Origin of the sequence: Hyphobacterium sp. SN044, assembly GCF_021864465.1 — a bacterium.
GTDB lineage: Bacteria > Pseudomonadota > Alphaproteobacteria > Caulobacterales > Maricaulaceae > Hyphobacterium.
The window spans coordinates 63,650-82,652 of sequence record NZ_JAKKUV010000004.1; the positions used below are offsets into that span (position 1 = coordinate 63,650).

The window sequence follows — 19,003 nt, forward strand, 5'->3', positions numbered from 1 at the left end:
GGATTATTCCTCGGGTTCGCCGACCGGGAGCGCCCAGCGTTCCCGGTTGCGCGAAATCTCCACGCCATCGGGGTGGATCGCATCGATCCGCCAGCCGTCGACCGTGTCACCGGCATAGACGCGGCGGGTCTCGTCCCCCTGCCTGATGGTCGCTGCGCTGCGACCGTTGGGACCGGTGACGACGCTGACCACGATCAGGTCGGGCGGACCGTCATTCGTGACAGGCGTCTGCACCGGGGTCTGAACCGGTTGTTCCACCACGACAGCAGGCCGGCGGCGGTCGGCCCGAAACAGCGGCCGGCTCTCGATCGCCTGGAAGGACGACATCGGCGGCAGGAAGGGGCCTTCCTCCTGTGCGATGGCCGGGGTGCGCACCGGGCCGGAGGGGGCGGCGGCACCGCCGGGCGCGATGGCGCGCACGGTGTCACCCGACCCGCCAAGCTGGGTCGCCGCATAGATGCCGCCGAGGACGACCGCGACGCCGAGGAGAATGACCAGGCGCCGGTTCATTGCGCCGCTCCCGGCGACAGGCGCGCCTCGATGCTGGCGGTCAGGCGCAGTTCGCCCTCGGTCCGGGCCGGACGCAGCGAGGCCTCGGTGACGATCAGCGCCGGAACGGTCGATTCAATCGCGTGCAAGAAAGCGGCGATCTCGCCGATCCCGCCGCTGACCTCGACTTCGGACGTCATGAGCAGCGCGTCAGTGTCCAAAGCCGGTTCAGTGTCGAAGCGGCTGAGCGTGACCCCGTTCACACGCGCCATCTCGTTGAGACGGGTCTGGAGATCGGCCCGCGCCTGGGCGCGGCTGGCGGCAGTGAGCAGGTAACGCGCCGGATCGGCGGCGGGGGGCAGTTCGGCGTCGCGTTCGGCGATTGTGATCCGGTTCCCGGTGGCGACCCATTGGGTGACCGACCAGGCGGTCAGCGCGATCACGCCGGCCACCAGAACCAGGAGTGCGACCAGGGAGAGGGCGCGGCGATTGTCTTCGGTCATTCGCCTGCCTCCGGCTGGACCGGGCTATGACGCATCGACAGGTCGAAACGCTCGCGGCCGGTGGCTTCGTCGCGCACCGTCGCGCTGGGGAAGGTGATGTTGGAAAACTCCGGCGCGCTGTCGAGCGCGCTGATCGTGGCGGCGGCATCCCAGGCGAGGCCGGAGACGCGCAACACGCCGCGATCGAAGCTGATATCGGTCACATAGGCGCCGTCGGGAAGACGGCGCGACAAATCGTTGAGCGCGACAGTGAGCGGGTCGGCCGCCAGTTTCGCCCGCGCCTGGCGGATCGCAGCCTGCAGCGAGGCCTCGATGTCCGCCGGGGTTTCGACTTCCGCGAGGCGCGGACCGAGGCGGAATTGGGTATCGAGCAGGAGGCCCGCCGAGACGAGGACCAGAACGGCCGACACGGCGGTGATCCAGCGGAAGGCGGAATGGCCGGCCGAAGGGGCGCGCCGGCCTTCGCGCAGATCGCAGACCGGTGCGGCGTCGATGTCGGCCCGGGCGAGGTCGGAGGCGGAGGCCTTGAGCCCGAGCGCTTCGGCGCGGGCCAGCGCGTTTTCAAGATCGGTGCGCCGGACCATGGCGAGCGAGACATCGACCCAGCCATCGGCTTCGCGCAGCGTGTCGCGCTCGAGGGCATGGGCGGTTTCCGCAGCGCCGAGCGGCGACAGGCGTGGCAGGGCGAGGCGGGCGGCTTCGTCGAGATGGGCCCGGGCGGCCGATGGGAAACGCGCATTGCGGCGGAGGCCGAGCGAGGACGCGAAACGCACGACGAGCGGGCCGGAGCGGTTCAGCGATGCGATCTCGACTCCGGCCTCGGTAGGCGTCATGCCGGACGGGATAACGGTCTCGCCGCCGCGTCCGTCGCGGTAGCGCATCTGGCCGGGTTCGACGAGCAGGACGCGCCAGCGGCGCGCGAAAACCCCGCCGGCGACCGGCAGGCGTGAGGCCGCGTCATCGACGTCGGCGGTCCACTGGCGCAAGGCGAGGCGCGCCTGTTCCGCGAAACCGCTCATCCGTTCTCACGCTCTCCCGTCACCGCTTCGAGTGTATCCGCATCAAGGGGCGACCGTCGAAGAAGCAAGAAGGGTGCCCCCTCGGCCGGCGCGGCAATTACGACCTCGCGGCGCATTTCGGCGCCTCCCGGTGTCCGCGCCTCCACGAAAATCGCATATCGTGCGCCCGGATCGCGGTCAAACTCCGTGCCCTCCGCCAGCCGGGCCGGACCGGTGCGGGCGCGGCGTTCGCGCAGAATGCGGCCGCGGTCGCTGGCCGACACGTCGAGCGCACCCAGAAGGGCGGGCGGGGCGAAGACCGGCGCGACCGCCTCGGCGCCGTGGACGGTCAGGTAGGGCGCGACTGCGTCATAGATTTCCGCAGTCACGCCCAGAACCGAGCGGAATTCCTCGCGGGCGAGAAAGTCGCGATTGCCGGGCGGGGGCAGGCCGTCGCGGCGGTAGTCGAGGGCTTCGGCGCCGGGCTGGCTGCGGTCATTGTCCGCGTCGCGCCAGTCGACCATGGCTCCGGCGATCGCCTCGGCGTCGCGGCGGGAGACGCCGAGTTCCTGCAAGAGGCCGACGAGCGTCTCCGCGCTGCCGCGGTTGATGTCGAACCGGCCCTTTTCCGAAACCGGCCAGAGCGTGACCTCGATCCCGTCGATCTCGAAGCTGAAGTCGCGGCCATCGGCAACCCAGCGCGTGTCCTCGTCCGCGGATGACAGACCGGCGGCGGCGCGATTGACGGCGGCGTCGACGGCGGCGGACAGGCGCAGCTGATCGAGTTCGGCCCGTGCCCCTGCCGTCGAGACGCGCGCGGACAGGGCCGACATGCCCGCCGTCACGGACAGCGCGCCAAGGAAGGCGACCACGATCAGCAAGGCAATGCCGCGCCGGTTCATTGCGTGATCTCTGCGCCGTCTTCCTCGGCCCTTTCGTCCTCTTCGGGCAGGGCAGGAAGTGAGACGATAAAGGGCGGTTGGCCGGACTCCTCGCCGAATGCGAGGCGCACCTGAGCGGGAAGGTCCTGCTGGTCGCGCCACTCCGGCCGCCAGTTTCCCGGCTCGCTGGCATAGGAGAGGCGGACCGGCTCAGGCAGCGTCATCAGCGTCCAGCTTTGCGCCTCACCGCCATTGCCGAAGGCGGAGAGGTCCGGCAGAGCGCGGCGCGACAGGACGAGGGCAAAGGCGGGTTCGGTTTCGTCACCCGCCGGTTCGACCGAAAGCCGGTATTCATAAAGGCCGGGCCTCGCCGGATAGCCCGGGTCGGCGGCGAGGAAGACGAGGCTGGATGCATTGCCAGCGTAGAGCACCGGGCCGGCTTCGTCCGATTGCGGCGCGGCGGGACGTTCGGAGTCGATCGCTGCATTGTCCACCGGTTGCGCCTGCCCCCGCGGTGTACGGCGGTTGGAGGGATCCTCTTGTGCATCGCCGGGTGCGGTGGCCGGCACCACAGTTTCCAGACGCGAACGAAGCGCAGCGAGCGCCGCCGAAACATCATCCCGTTCCATGCGGGCCGCCTCGATCCGCCGTTCGAAGGCAAGGGATTGCTGCACGCCCGTCGTGACGATGCCGATGGCCAGCGCGGCGAGCACCAGCGCGATCAGAAGCTCGGCGAGGGTGTAACCGGCGCGGTTCATCGGCTGGCCGTCTCGCGCCGCGCGCTGGCGCGTTCGGTGACGACGCGGATTTCCCGCCCCGAGGGCGCGGTGATCGTCAGTGTCAGGGTCTCCAGCGTTGTGCCGCCCGGTGAGGGCGCTGCGGCGATCACCCAGGCATAGCCGCGGACTTCACCCTCGGCGTCGGGATCCGCATCGGCAAGCAGGCTCTCGGCCAGACGCGTGGCATAGACCGTCTCCGTGGCCGCGCGCTCTGCGTTCGCCGTGGTGGCGTAGAGCTGGTAGAGGCTCGCAAACCCCGCCGCCGCGATCGCCAGCGCGACGATGGATTCGATCAGGGTGAAGCCCGCTTTCCGGTCCGGTCTATTCATCGCCGGTCTCCGGTGCGCGGGCGGTGACCCGTCCGGTGATCCATTCCACGCTCGCGATGCGTTCGCGTTCGCCATAGACGATGGCGATGTCCCCGCCGGTCGAAGAGCCATCCGGGAAGAAGCGTATACCGGCGAGCGGCGGGTCGAGTTCGGCCTCGGCTACCGTGGCGCGCAGGACCGGGTCGCCGGGCAATTCGTAGTCCGGCCCGTCCGGCTCGATGCGCAGGACGCCGTCGTCCAGATGAACGGTCAGCAGCACATCGCGGCCCGTCAGCCGGGCGCTCGACCGGGCATTGCGCGCGGCGGTGTCGAAACTGCGCACGGCGCGATCGAGCCTGGCCGCGTCGGAGGTGAAGAAGAGGCGTGGCGCGACCAGCGCCAGCGTCAGGCCGATGATGACGAGTACGACGAGAAGTTCGGCGAGCGTATAGCCGGCGCGCCTACTGGACCGTGCGGACGATGTCGGCATCCTGGCCTTCCCCGCCTTCCTGCTTGTCGCGCCCGAGCGAGCGGACCACGACCTGGCCGGGGCCGACCACTTCATAGATGAAGGGCTCGCCCCAGGGGTCGGTCGGCACGCCATTTTGCGCGTCGAGATAGGGACCGTTCCAGCCGGTCGCGCCGGAGGGTTGCGAGACCAGTGCCGACAGGCCCTGCGAGGCGTCGGGGAACTGGCCGACATTCAAGCGGTAATAGGACAGGGCGGTTGCGAAATTCTCGACCTGGGTCTGCGCCGTCTGATGCCGCGCCCCCCCGAGCTGATTGAGCACGATGGGAGTCGCGATCGCGGCGAGCAGGCCGAGAATGACCATGACGACCAGCAATTCGGCCAGCGTGTAACCGGCCTTGCGGTGGTTCGAACGATCCTGATCCATCTCCAACTCCCCTTTGCGCCGACTAGAAATTCAGCGTGTTGATGCTCATCAGCGCCGACAGAATCGACAGGATCACGCCGCCGATGACAAGGCCCGCGATCATGATGACCGCCGGTTCGACCACACGGCTGATCGCCTTGGCGTTGCGTTCGAAACGCGCCTCGTAGAAATCCGCGAGCCGGTCAGCGGCCGCGCCGAGATCGCCGGTTTCTTCCCCGACCGACAGAAGTTCCGCGGCCAGAGGCGGCAGGACGTCGCTGGCCTCGACCTGATCGGAGAAGCCGCGGCCGGTCCGCACCTGCGCGAGGGCTTCGGTCAGGCGGGCGACCGCCCACTGGTTTCCCGCGGCGCGGGCCGCGAGGCGAAGGGCGGGCGCTGCCGAAAGACCGTTCCTCAAAAGCAGGCCGAGCACGCGGCAAAAGCGGGCCGCGATCACCGTCTTCGTCGCACCGCCCACCAGCGGGGCTCGCAGAATCCAGCGGTCCATGCGTTCGTGCAGGGCCGGCTGACGTGCGGCGACAGCGATCGCGAAGATCAGCGCTACAAGGCCCGCCAGCAGGTAAATGCCCCAGGTTTTCAGCCAGTGCGACAGGCCAAAGACGAAGGCGGCTTGCGGCGGGATCTGCGCACCGATCTGGGCGAAGGTGTTCTCGAACTGCGGAACCAGGAAAACCAGGATCAGCGTGACCGCCCCGACGGCGGCGACCAGCAGGAAGGCGGGATAGATCATCGCGCCCTGGATGCCCGCCTCGACCTGTTCGCGGCGTTCACGGGTGTCGGCCAGTTCGCCTAGCGCCCGGCCAAGTGCGCCCCCGGCCTCGCCCGCCTCGGCGATTTCCGGGAAGGGCGCGGGGAAGGTGTCGGGCCGGGCGGCAAAGGCCTCCGACAGGGCGGCCCCGCCGCGCACGTCTTCGAGGAGGCCGTCGGCGATCTTTTTCAGGTCATCATCGGTGGCGTGCTTCGCAAGCGCGGCCAGCGCCGGTTCCACGCTGAGACCCGCGGCGGTCAGCACCGAGAGTTCGCGGGCAACTCGGGTGGCGAGCTTGCGCTTCTTCGCGCTTGAGCGCGGCGCGGCCTCGGGTCTTGCAGCGGAAACGGACAGCGGGGTCAGGCCCCGTGCCATCGCGGCTGCCGCAGCGGCATCGCCGTTGGCGGCTTCGATCCGGGCGGTCTCGATCCCGCCGCCGGGCTTGGCCACGCGGACGGCGAAGATGGCCATGACCTAGACGCCCCCCAGAACGCGGCGGACTTCAGACGGACTGGTCAGACCCGCCTCGATCTTGGCGCGGGCGTCATCGAGAATGGAGGGCGCCCCGGTCTTGCGCGCCTTCTTCTCGATCTCGTGCGAGGACACGCCGTCGCGCAGAGTCTCGGAAATCGCGCCATCGATCTCGATGAATTCGAACACGCCGGAACGGCCGCGATAGCCGGTGTCGTCGCAGGCGGGGCAGCCCTTCGCCTCGAAAGCCTGCGACAGACCTTCGGGGGGCTCGACCGGCGTCTTGCACTCCGGACAGAGCATGCGCACCAGGCGCTGGGCGATGGCGAGGCGCAGGGTAGACCGCAGGAGCGCCGGGTCGACGCCCATGTCGATGAGGCGCGGCGCAGCGCCGGCAGCGGTGTTGGTGTGGACGGTGGCCAGAACGAGGTGGCCGGTCAGCGCGGCATTGACCGCGATCTCGGCAGTTTCACCATCGCGCAACTCGCCGACCACGATGATATCCGGGTCGTGGCGCAGCACCGAACGAAGCACGGCGGCAAAGGTCAGGCCGATGGCCGGGTTCACCGCGATCTGGTTGACGCCCTCGATCTGGTATTCGATCGGGTCCTCGATCGAGATCAGCTTGCGCCCTGGTGCGTTGAGCTTCGAGAGCGCACCGGCGAGTGTCGTCGTCTTGCCCGAGCCGGTGGGACCGGTGACGAGGACGAGGCCATAGGGCGCTTCGAGATGATGCAGGAGCAGGTCGCGGTCGGCGTCCGACAGGCCGACGCTTTCGAGCGAAACGGTCGTGTCGCGGTCTTCCAAGAGGCGGATGGTGATGCTCTCGCCATGGGCGGTCGGCGCGGTCGCGACGCGCAGGTCCAGCGCGCGTCCGGCGACGGCGATGCGGGCGCGGCCATCCTGCGGCCGGCGGCGCTCGGCGATGTCCAGACCGGCGAGAATCTTCACCCGGCTCGCGACAAGGCGCGACAGGGCGGCCGGCGGCGAGGGGCGTTCCTGCAGCACGCCGTCGATGCGGAAGCGCAGGCGCAGCCGGTCGCGGAAGGGCTCGATATGGATGTCGGAGGCGCGCGACTTCAGCGCGTCGGCGAGGATGCCGTTCACGAGCCGGACGACCGGGGCCTCGCTGGCGAGGTCCTTCAGGTTCTCGGTATCGCCTTCGCCCGCTTCCCCGCTTAGCGCGGCGGCGAGGCGGTTCTCGCCCTCGCCATACCAGCGCGCGATGGCGGCCTCGATATCGGCGAAGGTCGCGATCGCGATCTCGACCTGTTTGCCGGAGGCGAGGCGAACCCCGTCCGGTCCCGCACTGTCGGTCGGGTCGGCCACGGCGAGCTGGATCGCGTCGTCGGTCTGTCCAACCGGAACCACCCAGGATTCGCGCAGGAAGTCCGGCGATACGCCGACCCCGTCCGGGGGTGCGTCGGGGAAGTCGGCCGCACCGATCTGCGGCAGGCCATGTGCGGCGGCGAGGGCGTCGGCGATGGCCGGGTCGGACGCGGTGCCGAGGCGGCGCAGAGCGCGGGTCAGCGGCTCGCCGGTCTCCTGTGCCAGACGGCGGGCACGCGCGGCGTCGGCGGGAGACAATCCCGCGACCCGGTCGAGCCATTCCATTCCGGCATTTCCGTCCATGACGATCAGATCACCCGGTTCTTCGCGATCACCCGCAGATGGTCGACGATCATTTCGGTATCATAGCGGCTGGCGGAGGAAATGACGTCACTCCATTCATAGAGCCGGGGCATGCCGATCGGATTCGAGGTCAGGACCTCGCGCTTCAGATAGGGGAAGCCGTCCGTGATCAGCCGGTCCCAGAAGAAGTGGCAGGGATTCATCGGCGCGCCGTGATCAGCGAGGTGGCACATGAATTTCAAGAGTTCGCGGTGTTGTTGCGCGAGGCTTTCCTCGTTGGTCAGGTCATGCTTGCGGACGTCTTCGCAGAAGCCCGTAACCATCGGGCGGTAGGGCCAGACCGCCTTGCATTTCAGGCCCGCCTTGGTCAGGCGGCCGGTCAGGCCGATCTCCAGCTTGTTGATGATCCAGGACTTGGAATTGACGTGCTTCCAGTCGTCCCAGAGCGCGCGGACACCCTCGTGCTGGAGCGCAGCGCGGTGGAAGAGCAGGAAATAGCTCTGCAGATGCCAGCGCGTATCCCAGCTTTCGGTCAGGCCCCAGACATCGGCTTCGGAGGGCTTCATCTTCTTGATGATCGGGCCGAGCTTCTGGAACGGGCCGTAGGTGGAGTCGTTGATGAAGATCAGGCTGTCGAGCGCGTCATAGTCCGGGACGAGTTTCAGACCGTCGCGATAGGCCCCGAAATCATAGCCGCGATTGCTGCGCCAGGCGAACAGCGCGCAATGGGGCAGGGCCTTGGCGACTTCGGCTTCCGGGCATTTCGGACTGTTGGAGACGACGATGACGGCGCGTCCGGCATCGGTCAGTCCCTTGATGTGGGCGAGGAGGAAGTCGTGCACCCGGCCGCCGGCATCCCAGGTGACGAGGACGGCGACATCCTTCGCGCCCGAGAGTGTCTGTTCGCCCTCCCATGTCTGTTTGACCATGGAGCGATTGCCGAACAGGCTGGCAATCCCGACCGAAATCGCCTGCGGGACGTAGTCCTTGCGCTGGCGCGCTCCGAAGAAGGCCCAGTAAAGCGGTTTCAGCGGATTCAAGAATTTCGGCAGCGCCACGCCCATCCCCTCATTCGTATCCGGCCGGACAAGTTCTAGCCCTGAAGCTCTGCAAGACGCGAGCCTATCGCAGTGTCGAAAGCATGCGGTTCGGCCGATTTCGCGACCTCCAGGGCGGAGATCGCCATGGCCCGCCCCTCGGTTTCGCCGGCCACCTGGTGCGCCAATGCCTTGTGGAAGAGCGCCGTCAGCCGCTCCTCGCCCTGGCTGCGCCGTTCGGCGCGATCGAACCAGATTGCAGCCTCGGACGGTTTGCCGTCATGGTTGAGGCAGTAGATGCCCATGGCGAAGGCGACCGAGGCGCTCAGTGCCTCGGCGTCCTCGGGCCAGGTGCGGATCTCGTTGGCCGGCGCCCGCGCTGCCTCACCGTCGGCGGCCTGCATGGCGTCGATCAGGGCCCGGCAGGGCTTCACCGAAGATCGATCGGGCGGAGCGGGCGGCCTGTCCAGATCGCGCAGCCGTGCCGCGAAGACCTCATATTCGCGCGGATCGGTCATGGCATCGCGCGCCATCGCGTACCAGCGACGCGCGGCATCCGATTGTCCCGCCGCTCGGGCCAGTTCGGCCAGTCCCGCGGCGGCATAGCCTCCTGCCGCGGTGACCGGAGTGCCGTTCGATCGAGCGGTTTCCAGCCGGTCCTGGACCAGCAGGCGGAGGCGGTCCACCAGGTGCGGACGGCCGGTCAGTGCGCCTTCGGCATAAACCTGAAACAGGGCGGCTTCCCACAGATCCTGAGGCAACAGGCTTTGCTGGCCGAGCAGGGCGAGCAGGTCTTTCGAGGCGCTTTCCGGATCGGTCTTCGACGTCAGCATCGCCATGTGCAGGCGGGCGCGGAAGGCGGCGTCCTCGGTTTCGCGGCAGGCGGCGAACATGGATTCGAACACGTCCTGGCCCGTCTTCGCGGCGCGGACGCAGGCGCGGTAAAGCTCCATCGCCTCGCCCGTCCGGCCCTGCTGTTCGCGCAGGCGCGCGGCGTAGAACAGGGCGATGGCAAGGTTGAACGGAAAGTTGGCCGCGTAGTCACGGATCGCCCGGCCGGCATTGGTTTCCGGCTCGGTATAGGCCGGGCGGACCTGGCCGGGGCGGCCCATGTCGAAGCCGAAGTCTGCCTTCCAGCGGCGGGTCAGGGCGGCGAGCGCTTCGTCCGCCTCGTCCCAGCTGCCAGAATGCACACATTCCTTCAGATAGCGCACCGCGAAGCCGGCGAAGAGCGCCGGGTCGGGGGCGAGGGAGTCGCGCCGCTGTTTCAGATAGGCGCGGTATTTCGTCCGTTCGGGGCGGGCGGTGAAATCGACCTCGACCGGGTGGCGCGACGCCACGGCATAGAGGGTGGAATCGCCCTCCTTCACAGTGACATGCGGGAAACCGGCCCGGTTGAGCGCGCGTGTCAGGCCGTCGGCGGTGAAGATGACGAGGTGGTGGCCGGCCACGATGATGGGGCGGAGCGCATCGAGAGACGCATCGCGGGTCACCGCCGCCGCATCGGGCGTCGTCACGACCAGCGCGCCATCGGTTGCAACTGCCGAGGCGAGCGCCGCGAGGAAGGGGTCGGGATCGTTGACGTGCTCGATCACTTCCGACGACAGGACCCGGTCGAACGGGCCGTCGGGCAGCGGATTGTCCGCGCTGAGATATTCCGGGACATGATCATGTCCGAGGTCGCGCGCACCGACCCCGGCAATGAAGGAGGGATCGATATTGCGGGCCCGCCAGCCGAGGGCGCGGGAGGCGAAGTCAACGGAGAAGCCGTAGCCGCCGCCGACCTCGAGATAGGACGAGACCTTTTCCGGCTCGGCCCAGGCCAGCGGGGCGATCATCGCGTCGAGACCGGCCCCGACCTCGAGATAGAATTTGCGGGCGATGTCGGCGTCCTTGCGGCTCTCGTATTTGAAGGGCCGGGCGTCCGGGTAATGCAGCGTGCCGCAGTCGGCACACTCGAACAGGGCGTACCGCTTCTTCGGCTCGAAGGGCGGCGAGGCGTCGAGCTGCTTTTCCATGAGGCCATGCGCATGGCAGGCCGGGCATGTGAGTTCGCGGTAACCGTTCGCGCGCCAGACCACCCAGGGCTCGAGCGAGACCTTCTTCTTCTGCTTCTTCGCGGCCTTGCGGCGCGGGCGTATGGTCAGCGAGGACACCTGCATTCGTCTCTTCTGCCTTGCGATCAGCCTGCCGCCAAGGGCGAACGCACGAGAAGGAAGGCGAGGAATACACCCGCTGCGAGGCCCGGACCGAAGGGCAGGGCAAGATCGCGGGTGAGCTTGGTGCCGAACACGGAGGCGATCGCCACACCGAACAGGGTCAGGCCCGCGCCGATTGCGACGATCCAGGGCAGGGCGACCAGCCCACACCAGGCGCCGCCCGCGGCCAGCAGTTTGGCATCGCCCATGCCGAGCCCTTCGCGGCCGCGCAGCAGGCGATAAAGGAATGCGATCCCGGCAAGGATCACATAGCCGGTCACGGCTCCGGCCGCGGCCCAGACCAGCGCGTCCGTTCCGCCGAGGCCATAGCTGACCGCCAGACCCGCCGGGATCAGGCCGAGCGTGATGACGTCCGGCAAAAGGAAGGTGCGGAAATCGACCAGAGAGGCGAACAGCAGCGACCAGCCGAGAAGGGCGGCAATCAGCGTCGTCCAGCCGTCAGTCGCGAGGACGGCGGCAACGGCCACGAAGATGGCGACGGCTTCGCCCGCTGGGTGCAATGGCCAGATCTTCGTCTCGCAGGTGCGGCACTTTCCGCCCTGAACGATATAGCTGAGGACGGGGACGAGATCGCGCAGGCCAAGCGTCCGGCCGCAGCCTTCGCAGGACGAGCGGGAAACGCCGACGCGGCTCCAGTCCGGCCAGGCCCGGGCTGTGGCCGTGACGAAGCTGCCGATGAAGGGCGAGCCGGCGATCAGGAAGATATCGAGGAAGGCTGTGCTCACTCGGTGTCCGGCTGAAGCAGCTCCATGCGGCGGCGGATTTCGTCGGTCACGGCGGCCGCCTCATCGTCGTTCGAGACCACGCGCGGCGTGATGAAGACGAGGAGTTCGGTCCGGTTGGTCGTGATTTCCGTCGAGGACAGGAGGTCGCCGAGATAGGGGATGCTGGCCACGCCCGGAATGCCACGGCGGCCGGAATTGCGGCTCTCGTCGATCAGACCGCCGAGAATGATGGTCTGGCCCGAGCGCACCGAGACGGTCGAGGAAATGCGCCGCGTCGAGATGGTCGGGGTCAGGTCGCCGGTCGAGGCCGTCGTCGAGACGTCGGAGACTTCCTGGTCGATTTCGAGCGTCACGAGGCCGGTCGAGCTGACGCGCGGCGTGACGGTGAGGATGACGCCGGTGTCGCGGAACTCGATATTGTTCACCACCGGCGAGTCCGGGTTCACGACCGAATTCGACGTGCGGGTGACGATCGGGACCTCGTCGCCGACCTGGAACTCGGCCGTGCGGTTGTCCAGCACCATGACGGACGGCGAGGAGACGACCGTCAGATCGGTGACGTTGGACAGGGCATCGAGCGCGAAACGGGCATTGTCGCCGCTTTCCAGGAGGAAGTTGAAGCCGGGGAAGGTGCCGTTGGCGTCGAAGCCGTCGAGGCCGAAACCGCCGCGGCCGGAATCGGCGACGCCGTCGATGCCGTTGGTTTCGAAGAAGAATTGCACGCCATAGCGCAGCGTATCGTTGAGGCGGACCTCGGCGATCACCGCATCGATCAGAACCTGCGCCGGGGCACGGTCGATGGATTCCAGAGCCCGCTGCACCAGGGCCTGACCGCCCGGATCCGCGAGGACGAGGATGGCGTTGTTGATCGGGTCGGCGATAACGCGGATCGCGCCGGACGGCCGCGTGGCGCCTGCGGAGGCACCGCTGCCGCCACCGGTTTCTGCCGAGGCTGCGGGCAGGTCGGGCGAGACGCCGGATGCGCCGCCTGTCCCTTCGGAGAAGAGCTGGTTCAACAGCTCGGCCGTGGCTTCGGCTTCCCCGTTCTCAAGAAAGAAGGTGCGCAGCGTCGCGCCGCCGGGACCGCCGGTGTCGAGACGGGTCACCCATTCGCGGACGTTTTCCAGAAGCCCCGGGCTGGCGGCGATAATCAGTAGCGCATTGAGCCGCTCAATCGCCTGAACGCGCAGCGCGCCGGCACTGGCGCCTTCGGCCTGGGCGAGGAAGATGGAATTGATCTCGGTGACCATGTCGGTCGCCGTCGCATTGAGGAGCGGCATCAGCGCGACGCTCATCCCCGACATCCAGTCGACGTCGAAAGCCGCGGCGGCCTCGACCGCGTTGCGGCGCTCCGGCGCGGTGCCGACGATGATCAGAAGGTTGCGGGCCGGATCGGCGCGCAGCGAGCCGGGCCGGGTGACCACCGATTCCAGCAACTGGCGCATGTTCGCGGCGGAAATGTATTGCAGCGGAATGACCGACACGCCCCAGCCGGGCTGGCTTGACTGGGCGATGCGAGCGAGACCGGAGGTCATCGCCTCGCCGGCCGGCATGATGCGATAGATGCCGTCGGACTGAACCAGCGTCGCGTTGTTCACGGCCAGTGCGGCCTCGAACAGGGCAAGCAAGGCATCACGCGAGAGCGGGCGCGGCGTGGTCGCCGTCACCCGGCCCTGGACGCGCGGGTCGATGATGAAGGGTTCGTCGAGCAGATCGCCGAACAGGGTCTGGGCCGCCTCGTCAATGCGGGCGTCGGCGAAGTTCACCGTATAGGCCCCGCTTTCGAGCTGGTCGCCGCGCGATCGCGGCGGCGCGACCCGCTGGTTGTTTCCGTACTGGACGAAGCCATCGACATTACCCGCCGGGCCCTCGGCGATGGTCCGTCCCGCTGTGTCCGGTGCGGGAGGAACGGTCAGCACTTCCCGCGAAGTCGGGATGCGGGACAACGGATCGATCGACACGTCACGCGGCCCGTCCGTGGCGCAGGCTGTCGCAATGAGCGCCAGGCAAACCACCGCCAGCCGCGCAGGATGGAGAAGACTCCGACCCATACCAAAACCCCGTCCGATCAACCGTCGGTTTGCACTTTAAGCAGAAAGCGTTCGCTGTCCCAAGGTTCTACACAGCCATGGCGGGTGAAATCGCGATTCAGTTTTCGCCTGCCGCGGTGCGAAGTGCGTCTTCCTCGGCCCAGCGCGTCTCGTATTCGGGTGTCCGTTCGACACGCTGGTGACCCTCGGCCCGCCACAAGGTGAAGACCCGCTCGCGGCCACCGCCGACCGGAATGCGGATCTCGCCGGCCGGTTCGAATGTCTCGAAATCCTCGCGCATGCGGTGCGTATCGAGCGGGCGGTGCGAGACGACAAGCACACGCCCTGCGTAGTCGAGCGGCAGCGGCCAAGTCTGGTCGGCGTGATTGTGCGGTGTGGCAAAGCGCTGCCACATGAAGAGTTCCGGTTCGATACTGCTGCCATAGCGCTGCATCTCGTGGAAGACGTTGCGGTCGTCGAAGACCACGCCGTCATAATCGCCGGCATTGGCAGCGTCGGCGACGGCGGTCGCGGTTTCTTCCCAGTTGCGGACCCGCTTGAAGGCGTTCGACAATCCGAGCGTCTCGGCGAGCGGGGGCGACATCGCGACGCTGGTGAAGACGATGCCGACCATACAGCTGACCGCGACCGAGACGTAGAGCATCCAGCGCCGCCAGGGGCGGCCGGACATCAGGATGAGGGCGACGAGAAGGCTCGCGGCGACATAGGTCGCGGCCGCCCAGTTCGCGTGGGCGCGGCTGATGAAGGCCTGTGCCGAGACGACCAGCAGGATCGGCAGTGAATAGAGAACGAGGAAGAGCCGGTTGTTGCCGTCCATCGCGAAGGGGCGCTTCAGCGCGAGCCAGAAGCCGGCCAGCAGCGTGCCGAAGAGGGCCGGTCCGTAACCGATGAATTGCGCGCCGAGGAAATCGGCCAACTCGTCGAAATGGAAGTAGTTGCCGCCCCAATTCGCATTGTCCGCCGTGTGCTGGACCGTCGCGAAGTCGTTGGCGGCATTCCACAGCATGTTCGGCAGGAGGAAGGTCATGGCGATGAGGCCGGCGACGAGCCCCTTGAGGGACAGGAGCGCCCGGCGTGCCGGCGGATCGAGGGCGATGGCGAGGCCCGTGCCGATCACGAAATAGATGATGGCGTATTTGGCCAGAAAGCCGAGGCCGACCGCGACGCCGAGGCCGATCGCGCTGGCCCAGCCGCCGCCCTGCCGAAGGCGGATCAGCGCGTAGAGCGCGCCCGACCAGAAGGTCAGAAGAATGGCGTCGGTGGAGATGATCCCGGCCGACAGCCAGGCCCCCGGCATGGTCAGATAGATGACGGCCGCCCAGAAGCCGGTCTTCGGCGCGTCCAGCCGGCTGCCCGCAAGCAGCAGGAAAAGCCCGGTAAAGGCGTGGAAGATGTTCGAGGGCAGGCGGATCGCGAAATCGGTGACGCCGAGCAGCGAGGTCGAGGCGGAGATCACCCAGGCGATCAGGGGCGGCTTCGAGAAATACCCCCAGTCGAGATTCTGCGACCAGACCCAGTATTGCGCCTCGTCCGGATAGAGATCGACCGGGCTGAGCGAGAGGAGAATGATCCGCGTCAGGGTCAGGACGGTGATGAAAGCCAGTCCGGCGCGCAGCCAGATCCGGTCGATGGAATCAGTCCGGTGTCCCGCCTCAGTCACGCCGTCCTCCCCGCCTGCGGACAGGTGTCGCATTTTCGCCGCAGCAGGGCAGAAATCGCGGTTCCGGAGGGGGACGTCAACCCGGCTTGGCGGTGGCGCGAAGGTGCGGCGGGCTGACGCAGCTTTCGGGGGAATCCGATTGTGTGGATTACGGAATCCGATTTCGCGTTCAGTTTGCCCGGATTGCCTTATCCAGACACGCCCCGACCGCCGTCGCAAAACGTTCACAAACCTGTCACGTAAGTGTTGAGGGCCGGGCCTAATTGCCGCCGCGTCAAACGAGGGGCACTGCGCCCCGTCCATTTTGGTCGAGAGTGGGGGACCACCCGTAATGTCTCTTCTTAAGAAGCTTTCCTACACCACCGCGACGGCTGCGCTCGTTGCGATGGCGTCCGCCGCGGCGGTTCACGCCCAGGTGACCACCACGGAAATCCGTGGCTCGGTCGTCGACGCGTCCGGCGCGCCCGTTTCCGGAGCCACCGTCCAGGTGATCCACCAGCCGACCGGAACGTCGTCCACGACGACGACCGGCACGTCGGGCTCGTTCAGCGCCCGCGGCCTGCGCCCGGGCGGCCCCTACATCGTCGTCGCCACGGCGGCCGGTTATCAGGGTGCCCAGGCTGAAGACCTGTACGCCCAGCTCGGCAGCCCGCTGTCGGTGAACATCGCGCTGGAATCCGGTGCGGGTGACACGATCGTCGTGACCGGCTCGCGCCTCGTGACCGCCAACGTCGCCGTCGGTCCGTCGACCGTGTTCGACGCCGCGGACCTCGCGAACTCCCCCGCGATCAACCGCGACCTGAAGGACATCGTCCGCCTCGACCCGCGCGTCTATCTCGACGAGTCGTTCAACGACTCGATCCAGTGCGCCGGCGCGCACCCGCGCTTCAACTCGCTGACCGTTGACGGCATCGGCCTCAATGACGGTTTCGGTCTGAACTCGAACGGTTACCCGACCGAGCGCATGCCCTTCCCGTACGACGCCATCAACCAGGTGTCGGTCGAGCTCGCGCCGTTCGACGTCCAGTATGGCGGCTTCACCGCCTGTAACATCAACGCCGTGACGCGTTCGGGTACGAACGAGTTCACCGGTTCGGCCTTCTACGACTACACCGACGACAACCTGCAGGGTGCTGCCGGTGCCGCCCCGTTCGACGAGCAGCGCTACGGCTTCTCATTCGGCGGCCCGATCATCCAGGACCGTCTGTTCTTCTACGGTTCGTACGAGCGTTTCGAAGGCATCAACCAGTTCTTCCGCGGTCCGGAAGGTTCGGGTGCCACGGTTGAGGTCGCGGGTTTCACCCAGGCCGAATACGACCAGATCCTGAACATCGCCCAGACCGTCTACCAGTTCAATCCGGGCGGCATTCCGCAGTCCGCGGCGGCGATCGACGAGAAGTACCTGATCCGCCTCGACTGGAACATCACCAACAACCACCGTGCGTCGCTGACCTACAACTACTCGGAAGGTCTGAACCGCACCGAGTCTGACGGCGACAACAACGAGTTCGAGTACGAGAACCACCTCTATGATCGCGGTGCGGCTCCGCTCGAAGCCTACGCCCTCCAGGTGTTCTCCGACTGGACGGACAATTTCTCGACGGAAGTTCGCCTCGCCTTCAACAGCGTCGACTTCCAGCAGGCGTCCGTGAACGGCACCGACGTGGGTGAAATCCAGATCCGTGATGGTGCCAACACCATCTATCTGGGCGCCGACGACTCGCGTCACTCCAACGCCCTGAACTACGACACGATGCAGATCCGTCTGGCTGGTTCGTACGACTTCAACGACCACCTGATCACGGCGGGCTACGAGCGTCTGACGTTCGACATCTTCAACCTGTTCGTCCAGCACACCGAAGGCGAATTCCGTTTCAACAACATCACGGACTTCCAGAACGGTATCGCGGCGCGCGTCTACTACGGCAACGCCCGTGGCACGAACAATCCGGCCGATGCGGGTGCGTCCTTCTCCTACGACGTTCACACCCTCTACGCTCAGGACGAGTTCCGTCCGCACCCGGACGTGAACATCACCGCCGGTCTGCGCTACGAGTGGTATACCTCCAGCGACCGTCCGAACGAGAACGCCAACTTCATCGCGCGGAACGGTTTCACCAACGCGTTCAACCTCGATGGCGTCGACCTGCTGCAGCCGCGCCTCGGCTTCGAATGGGACGTCAATGACGCCCTCTCGGTCCGCGGTGGTCTCGGCCTGTACTCGGGCGGCAACCCGAACGTCTGGGTGTCGAACAGCTACTCCAACGACGGCATCACCAACATCCAGCTGCTGGCGTTCAACGTCGACCTGAACGCGGTGAACCACGTCCAGGACGAAGGCGGCCAGGGCCGTCCGCTGTGGGGCATCCCGCAGGGCCTGTTCGATGGTGTCGCCAACGGTGCGGCGAACTCGACGGTCAACGCGATCGACCCGAACTTCGAAACTCCGTCGGAGTGGAAGTTCGCGATCGGTGCGACCTACGACTTCGACATGCCGTTCGTACAGTTCGAAGACCAGACCCGCCTGCTCGTCGACGTGCTCTACTCGCAGTCGCGTGACGGCGTCCTGGTTCGCGACATCGCGCTCGAGCAAGTCGGTTCCGCCGCGGCCGACGGCCGTCCGGTTTACCGCCGGATCGACCGTTCGGACCCCGATTGCGTTACCAACCCCGGCACGATCGCGGCTCCGAACCCGGCCTGTACCTATCGCGGTTTCGACAACGACCTGCTGCTGACCAACTCCGAAGGCGGCCGCCAGTTCGTGTTCTCCGCGGTGCTGTCGCAGGAGTTTGCCAACGATATCGACCTCGACCTGGGCTACGCCTACACCGACTCCACGGACGTCAATCCGATGACCTCCTCGGTGGCGTTCTCCAACTGGGTCAACATCGCGACCAGCGACATCAACAATCCGGGCGAAGCGACGTCCAACTACGAGATCCCGCACCGCTTCACGATGCGTCTCTCGTGGCAGCGCGCCTTCTTCGGTGAGTACATGACCCGGGCCACGCTGTTCGGTCAGGCCTTCCAGGCCCGCCCGTACTCCTGGTCCTTCGGTGGCAACACCAACTCCAACATGTTCGGTGACAACCAGGAATACGTGCACCTGCTCTACGTGCCGCTGGCGAACGACCCGAACGTGACCTACGGCCCGAACTTCGATCAGGCGGCGTTCAACGCCTTCATCGACCAGTACGGCCTGTCCCGCGGTCAGATCGTGGAGCGCAATGGTGAAGAAGGCAGCTGGTCGAACAAGTTCGACCTGCGTCTCGAGCAGGAATTCCGCGGCATTCTGCCGGGTCACACCTCCTCGGCCTTCCTGGTCGTCGAAAACATCGGCAACCTGATCAACGAAGACTGGGGCATCATCTCCCAGGCCGGCTTCCCGCAGCGGATCGGCGTGGTCGATGCCTCGCTCGACGCGAACGGCCGCTATACCTACACCGACTTCTTCGCTCCGACCCCGGAGCGCGTGGTTGGCGACGTGTCCTTCTGGACGGTTCGCATGGGCCTGCGCTACGAGTTCTAATTACTCTGAGCGCAGTCTCTGACGAGACAGGATCGGGGCGGCCTTCGGGCCGCCCCTTTTCTTTGTGCAAACACTGT

The 19,003-nt window shown here is 67.0% G+C and carries 16 protein-coding genes; 1 reads left to right on the forward strand and 15 read right to left on the reverse strand.

The features are described from left to right. Positions 1–3: 3 nt before the first annotated feature. The 15 genes from L5876_RS06920 to L5876_RS06990 form a co-directional block, all read right to left on the reverse strand. Complete coding sequence (locus tag L5876_RS06920) at positions 4–510, reverse strand: hypothetical protein (protein WP_236955426.1); 507 nt, start codon at positions 508–510, stop codon at positions 4–6. Continuing rightward, complete coding sequence (locus L5876_RS06925) at positions 507–992, reverse strand: GspMb/PilO family protein (protein ID WP_236955427.1); 486 nt, start codon at positions 990–992, stop codon at positions 507–509. Before L5876_RS06925 ends, L5876_RS06920 begins: the two co-directional genes overlap by 4 nt. Then, positions 989–2,011 (reverse strand): PilN domain-containing protein, encoded by a 1,023-nt coding sequence (locus tag L5876_RS06930; protein ID WP_236955428.1) that lies wholly within the window; start codon positions 2,009–2,011, stop codon positions 989–991. Before L5876_RS06930 ends, L5876_RS06925 begins: the two co-directional genes overlap by 4 nt. After that, on the reverse strand, positions 2,008–2,892 hold the full coding sequence (locus tag L5876_RS06935; protein ID WP_236955429.1) for a general secretion pathway protein GspK: 885 nt from the start codon (positions 2,890–2,892) through the stop codon (positions 2,008–2,010). Before L5876_RS06935 ends, L5876_RS06930 begins: the two co-directional genes overlap by 4 nt. Then, positions 2,889–3,629, reverse strand: a complete 741-nt coding sequence (locus L5876_RS06940) for a prepilin-type N-terminal cleavage/methylation domain-containing protein (protein ID WP_236955430.1) — start codon at positions 3,627–3,629, stop codon at positions 2,889–2,891. Before L5876_RS06940 ends, L5876_RS06935 begins: the two co-directional genes overlap by 4 nt. Beyond that, positions 3,626–3,979, reverse strand: coding sequence for a prepilin-type N-terminal cleavage/methylation domain-containing protein (locus tag L5876_RS06945; RefSeq protein ID WP_236955431.1), 354 nt, complete (start codon positions 3,977–3,979; stop codon positions 3,626–3,628). Before L5876_RS06945 ends, L5876_RS06940 begins: the two co-directional genes overlap by 4 nt. After that, positions 3,972–4,448 carry a GspH/FimT family pseudopilin gene (locus tag L5876_RS06950; protein WP_236955432.1) on the reverse strand — a complete coding sequence of 159 codons (477 nt, stop codon included), beginning with the start codon at positions 4,446–4,448 and terminating at the stop codon, positions 3,972–3,974. The genes L5876_RS06945 and L5876_RS06950 overlap by 8 nt, the downstream gene beginning before the upstream one ends. After that, on the reverse strand, positions 4,420–4,854 hold the full coding sequence (gene gspG, locus L5876_RS06955; protein WP_236955433.1) for a type II secretion system major pseudopilin GspG: 435 nt from the start codon (positions 4,852–4,854) through the stop codon (positions 4,420–4,422). Before gspG ends, L5876_RS06950 begins: the two co-directional genes overlap by 29 nt. A gap of 22 nt (positions 4,855–4,876) precedes the next feature. Continuing rightward, entirely contained in the window at positions 4,877–6,073 is a 1,197-nt protein-coding gene (locus tag L5876_RS06960) for a type II secretion system F family protein (RefSeq protein WP_236955434.1), read from the reverse strand. Between the two features lie 3 nt (positions 6,074–6,076). Further along, positions 6,077–7,705 carry a GspE/PulE family protein gene (locus tag L5876_RS06965; protein WP_236955435.1) on the reverse strand — a complete coding sequence of 543 codons (1,629 nt, stop codon included), beginning with the start codon at positions 7,703–7,705 and terminating at the stop codon, positions 6,077–6,079. Positions 7,706–7,710: 5 nt separating this feature from the next. Next, entirely contained in the window at positions 7,711–8,763 is a 1,053-nt protein-coding gene (locus L5876_RS06970) for a rhamnan synthesis F family protein (protein WP_236955437.1), read from the reverse strand. A gap of 35 nt (positions 8,764–8,798) precedes the next feature. Then, the gene (locus L5876_RS06975) at positions 8,799–10,904 is read right to left on the reverse strand and encodes a class I SAM-dependent methyltransferase (protein ID WP_236955439.1); all 2,106 of its coding nucleotides are present in this window, start codon (positions 10,902–10,904) and stop codon (positions 8,799–8,801) included. Between the two features lie 20 nt (positions 10,905–10,924). Next, complete coding sequence (locus L5876_RS06980; RefSeq protein WP_236955441.1) at positions 10,925–11,686, reverse strand: A24 family peptidase; 762 nt, start codon at positions 11,684–11,686, stop codon at positions 10,925–10,927. Then, positions 11,683–13,737 (reverse strand): type II secretion system secretin GspD, encoded by a 2,055-nt coding sequence (gene gspD, locus L5876_RS06985; protein ID WP_236955443.1) that lies wholly within the window; start codon positions 13,735–13,737, stop codon positions 11,683–11,685. Before gspD ends, L5876_RS06980 begins: the two co-directional genes overlap by 4 nt. A 97-nt stretch (positions 13,738–13,834) precedes the next feature. Further along, positions 13,835–15,397 carry a glycosyltransferase family 39 protein gene (locus L5876_RS06990; protein ID WP_236955445.1) on the reverse strand — a complete coding sequence of 521 codons (1,563 nt, stop codon included), beginning with the start codon at positions 15,395–15,397 and terminating at the stop codon, positions 13,835–13,837. 331 nt (positions 15,398–15,728) lie between these two features. Between L5876_RS06990 and L5876_RS06995 the strand changes: the two genes are divergently transcribed. Continuing rightward, complete coding sequence (locus L5876_RS06995) at positions 15,729–18,926, forward strand: TonB-dependent receptor (RefSeq protein ID WP_236955446.1); 3,198 nt, start codon at positions 15,729–15,731, stop codon at positions 18,924–18,926. Positions 18,927–19,003: the final 77 nt, after the last annotated feature.

Bases quoted from the DNA above. Each gene is read 5' to 3' on its own strand.
- L5876_RS06930 (WP_236955428.1), bottom strand. From the start codon at position 2,011: ATGAGCGGTTTCGCGGAACAGGCGCGCCTCGCCTTGCGCCAGTGGACC.
- L5876_RS06960 (WP_236955434.1), bottom strand. From the start codon at position 6,073: ATGGCCATCTTCGCCGTCCGCGTGGCCAAGCCCGGCGGCGGGATCGAG.
- L5876_RS06940 (WP_236955430.1), bottom strand. From the start codon at position 3,629: ATGAACCGCGCCGGTTACACCCTCGCCGAGCTTCTGATCGCGCTGGTG.
- L5876_RS06950 (WP_236955432.1), bottom strand. From the start codon at position 4,448: ATGCCGACATCGTCCGCACGGTCCAGTAGGCGCGCCGGCTATACGCTC.
- L5876_RS06995 (WP_236955446.1), top strand. From the start codon at position 15,729: ATGTCTCTTCTTAAGAAGCTTTCCTACACCACCGCGACGGCTGCGCTC.
- gspD (WP_236955443.1), bottom strand. From the start codon at position 13,737: ATGGGTCGGAGTCTTCTCCATCCTGCGCGGCTGGCGGTGGTTTGCCTG.
- L5876_RS06935 (WP_236955429.1), bottom strand. From the start codon at position 2,892: ATGAACCGGCGCGGCATTGCCTTGCTGATCGTGGTCGCCTTCCTTGGC.
- L5876_RS06945 (WP_236955431.1), bottom strand. From the start codon at position 3,979: ATGAATAGACCGGACCGGAAAGCGGGCTTCACCCTGATCGAATCCATC.
- L5876_RS06975 (WP_236955439.1), bottom strand. From the start codon at position 10,904: ATGCAGGTGTCCTCGCTGACCATACGCCCGCGCCGCAAGGCCGCGAAG.
- L5876_RS06920 (WP_236955426.1), bottom strand. From the start codon at position 510: ATGAACCGGCGCCTGGTCATTCTCCTCGGCGTCGCGGTCGTCCTCGGC.
- gspG (WP_236955433.1), bottom strand. From the start codon at position 4,854: ATGGATCAGGATCGTTCGAACCACCGCAAGGCCGGTTACACGCTGGCC.
- L5876_RS06965 (WP_236955435.1), bottom strand. From the start codon at position 7,705: ATGGACGGAAATGCCGGAATGGAATGGCTCGACCGGGTCGCGGGATTG.
- L5876_RS06925 (WP_236955427.1), bottom strand. From the start codon at position 992: ATGACCGAAGACAATCGCCGCGCCCTCTCCCTGGTCGCACTCCTGGTT.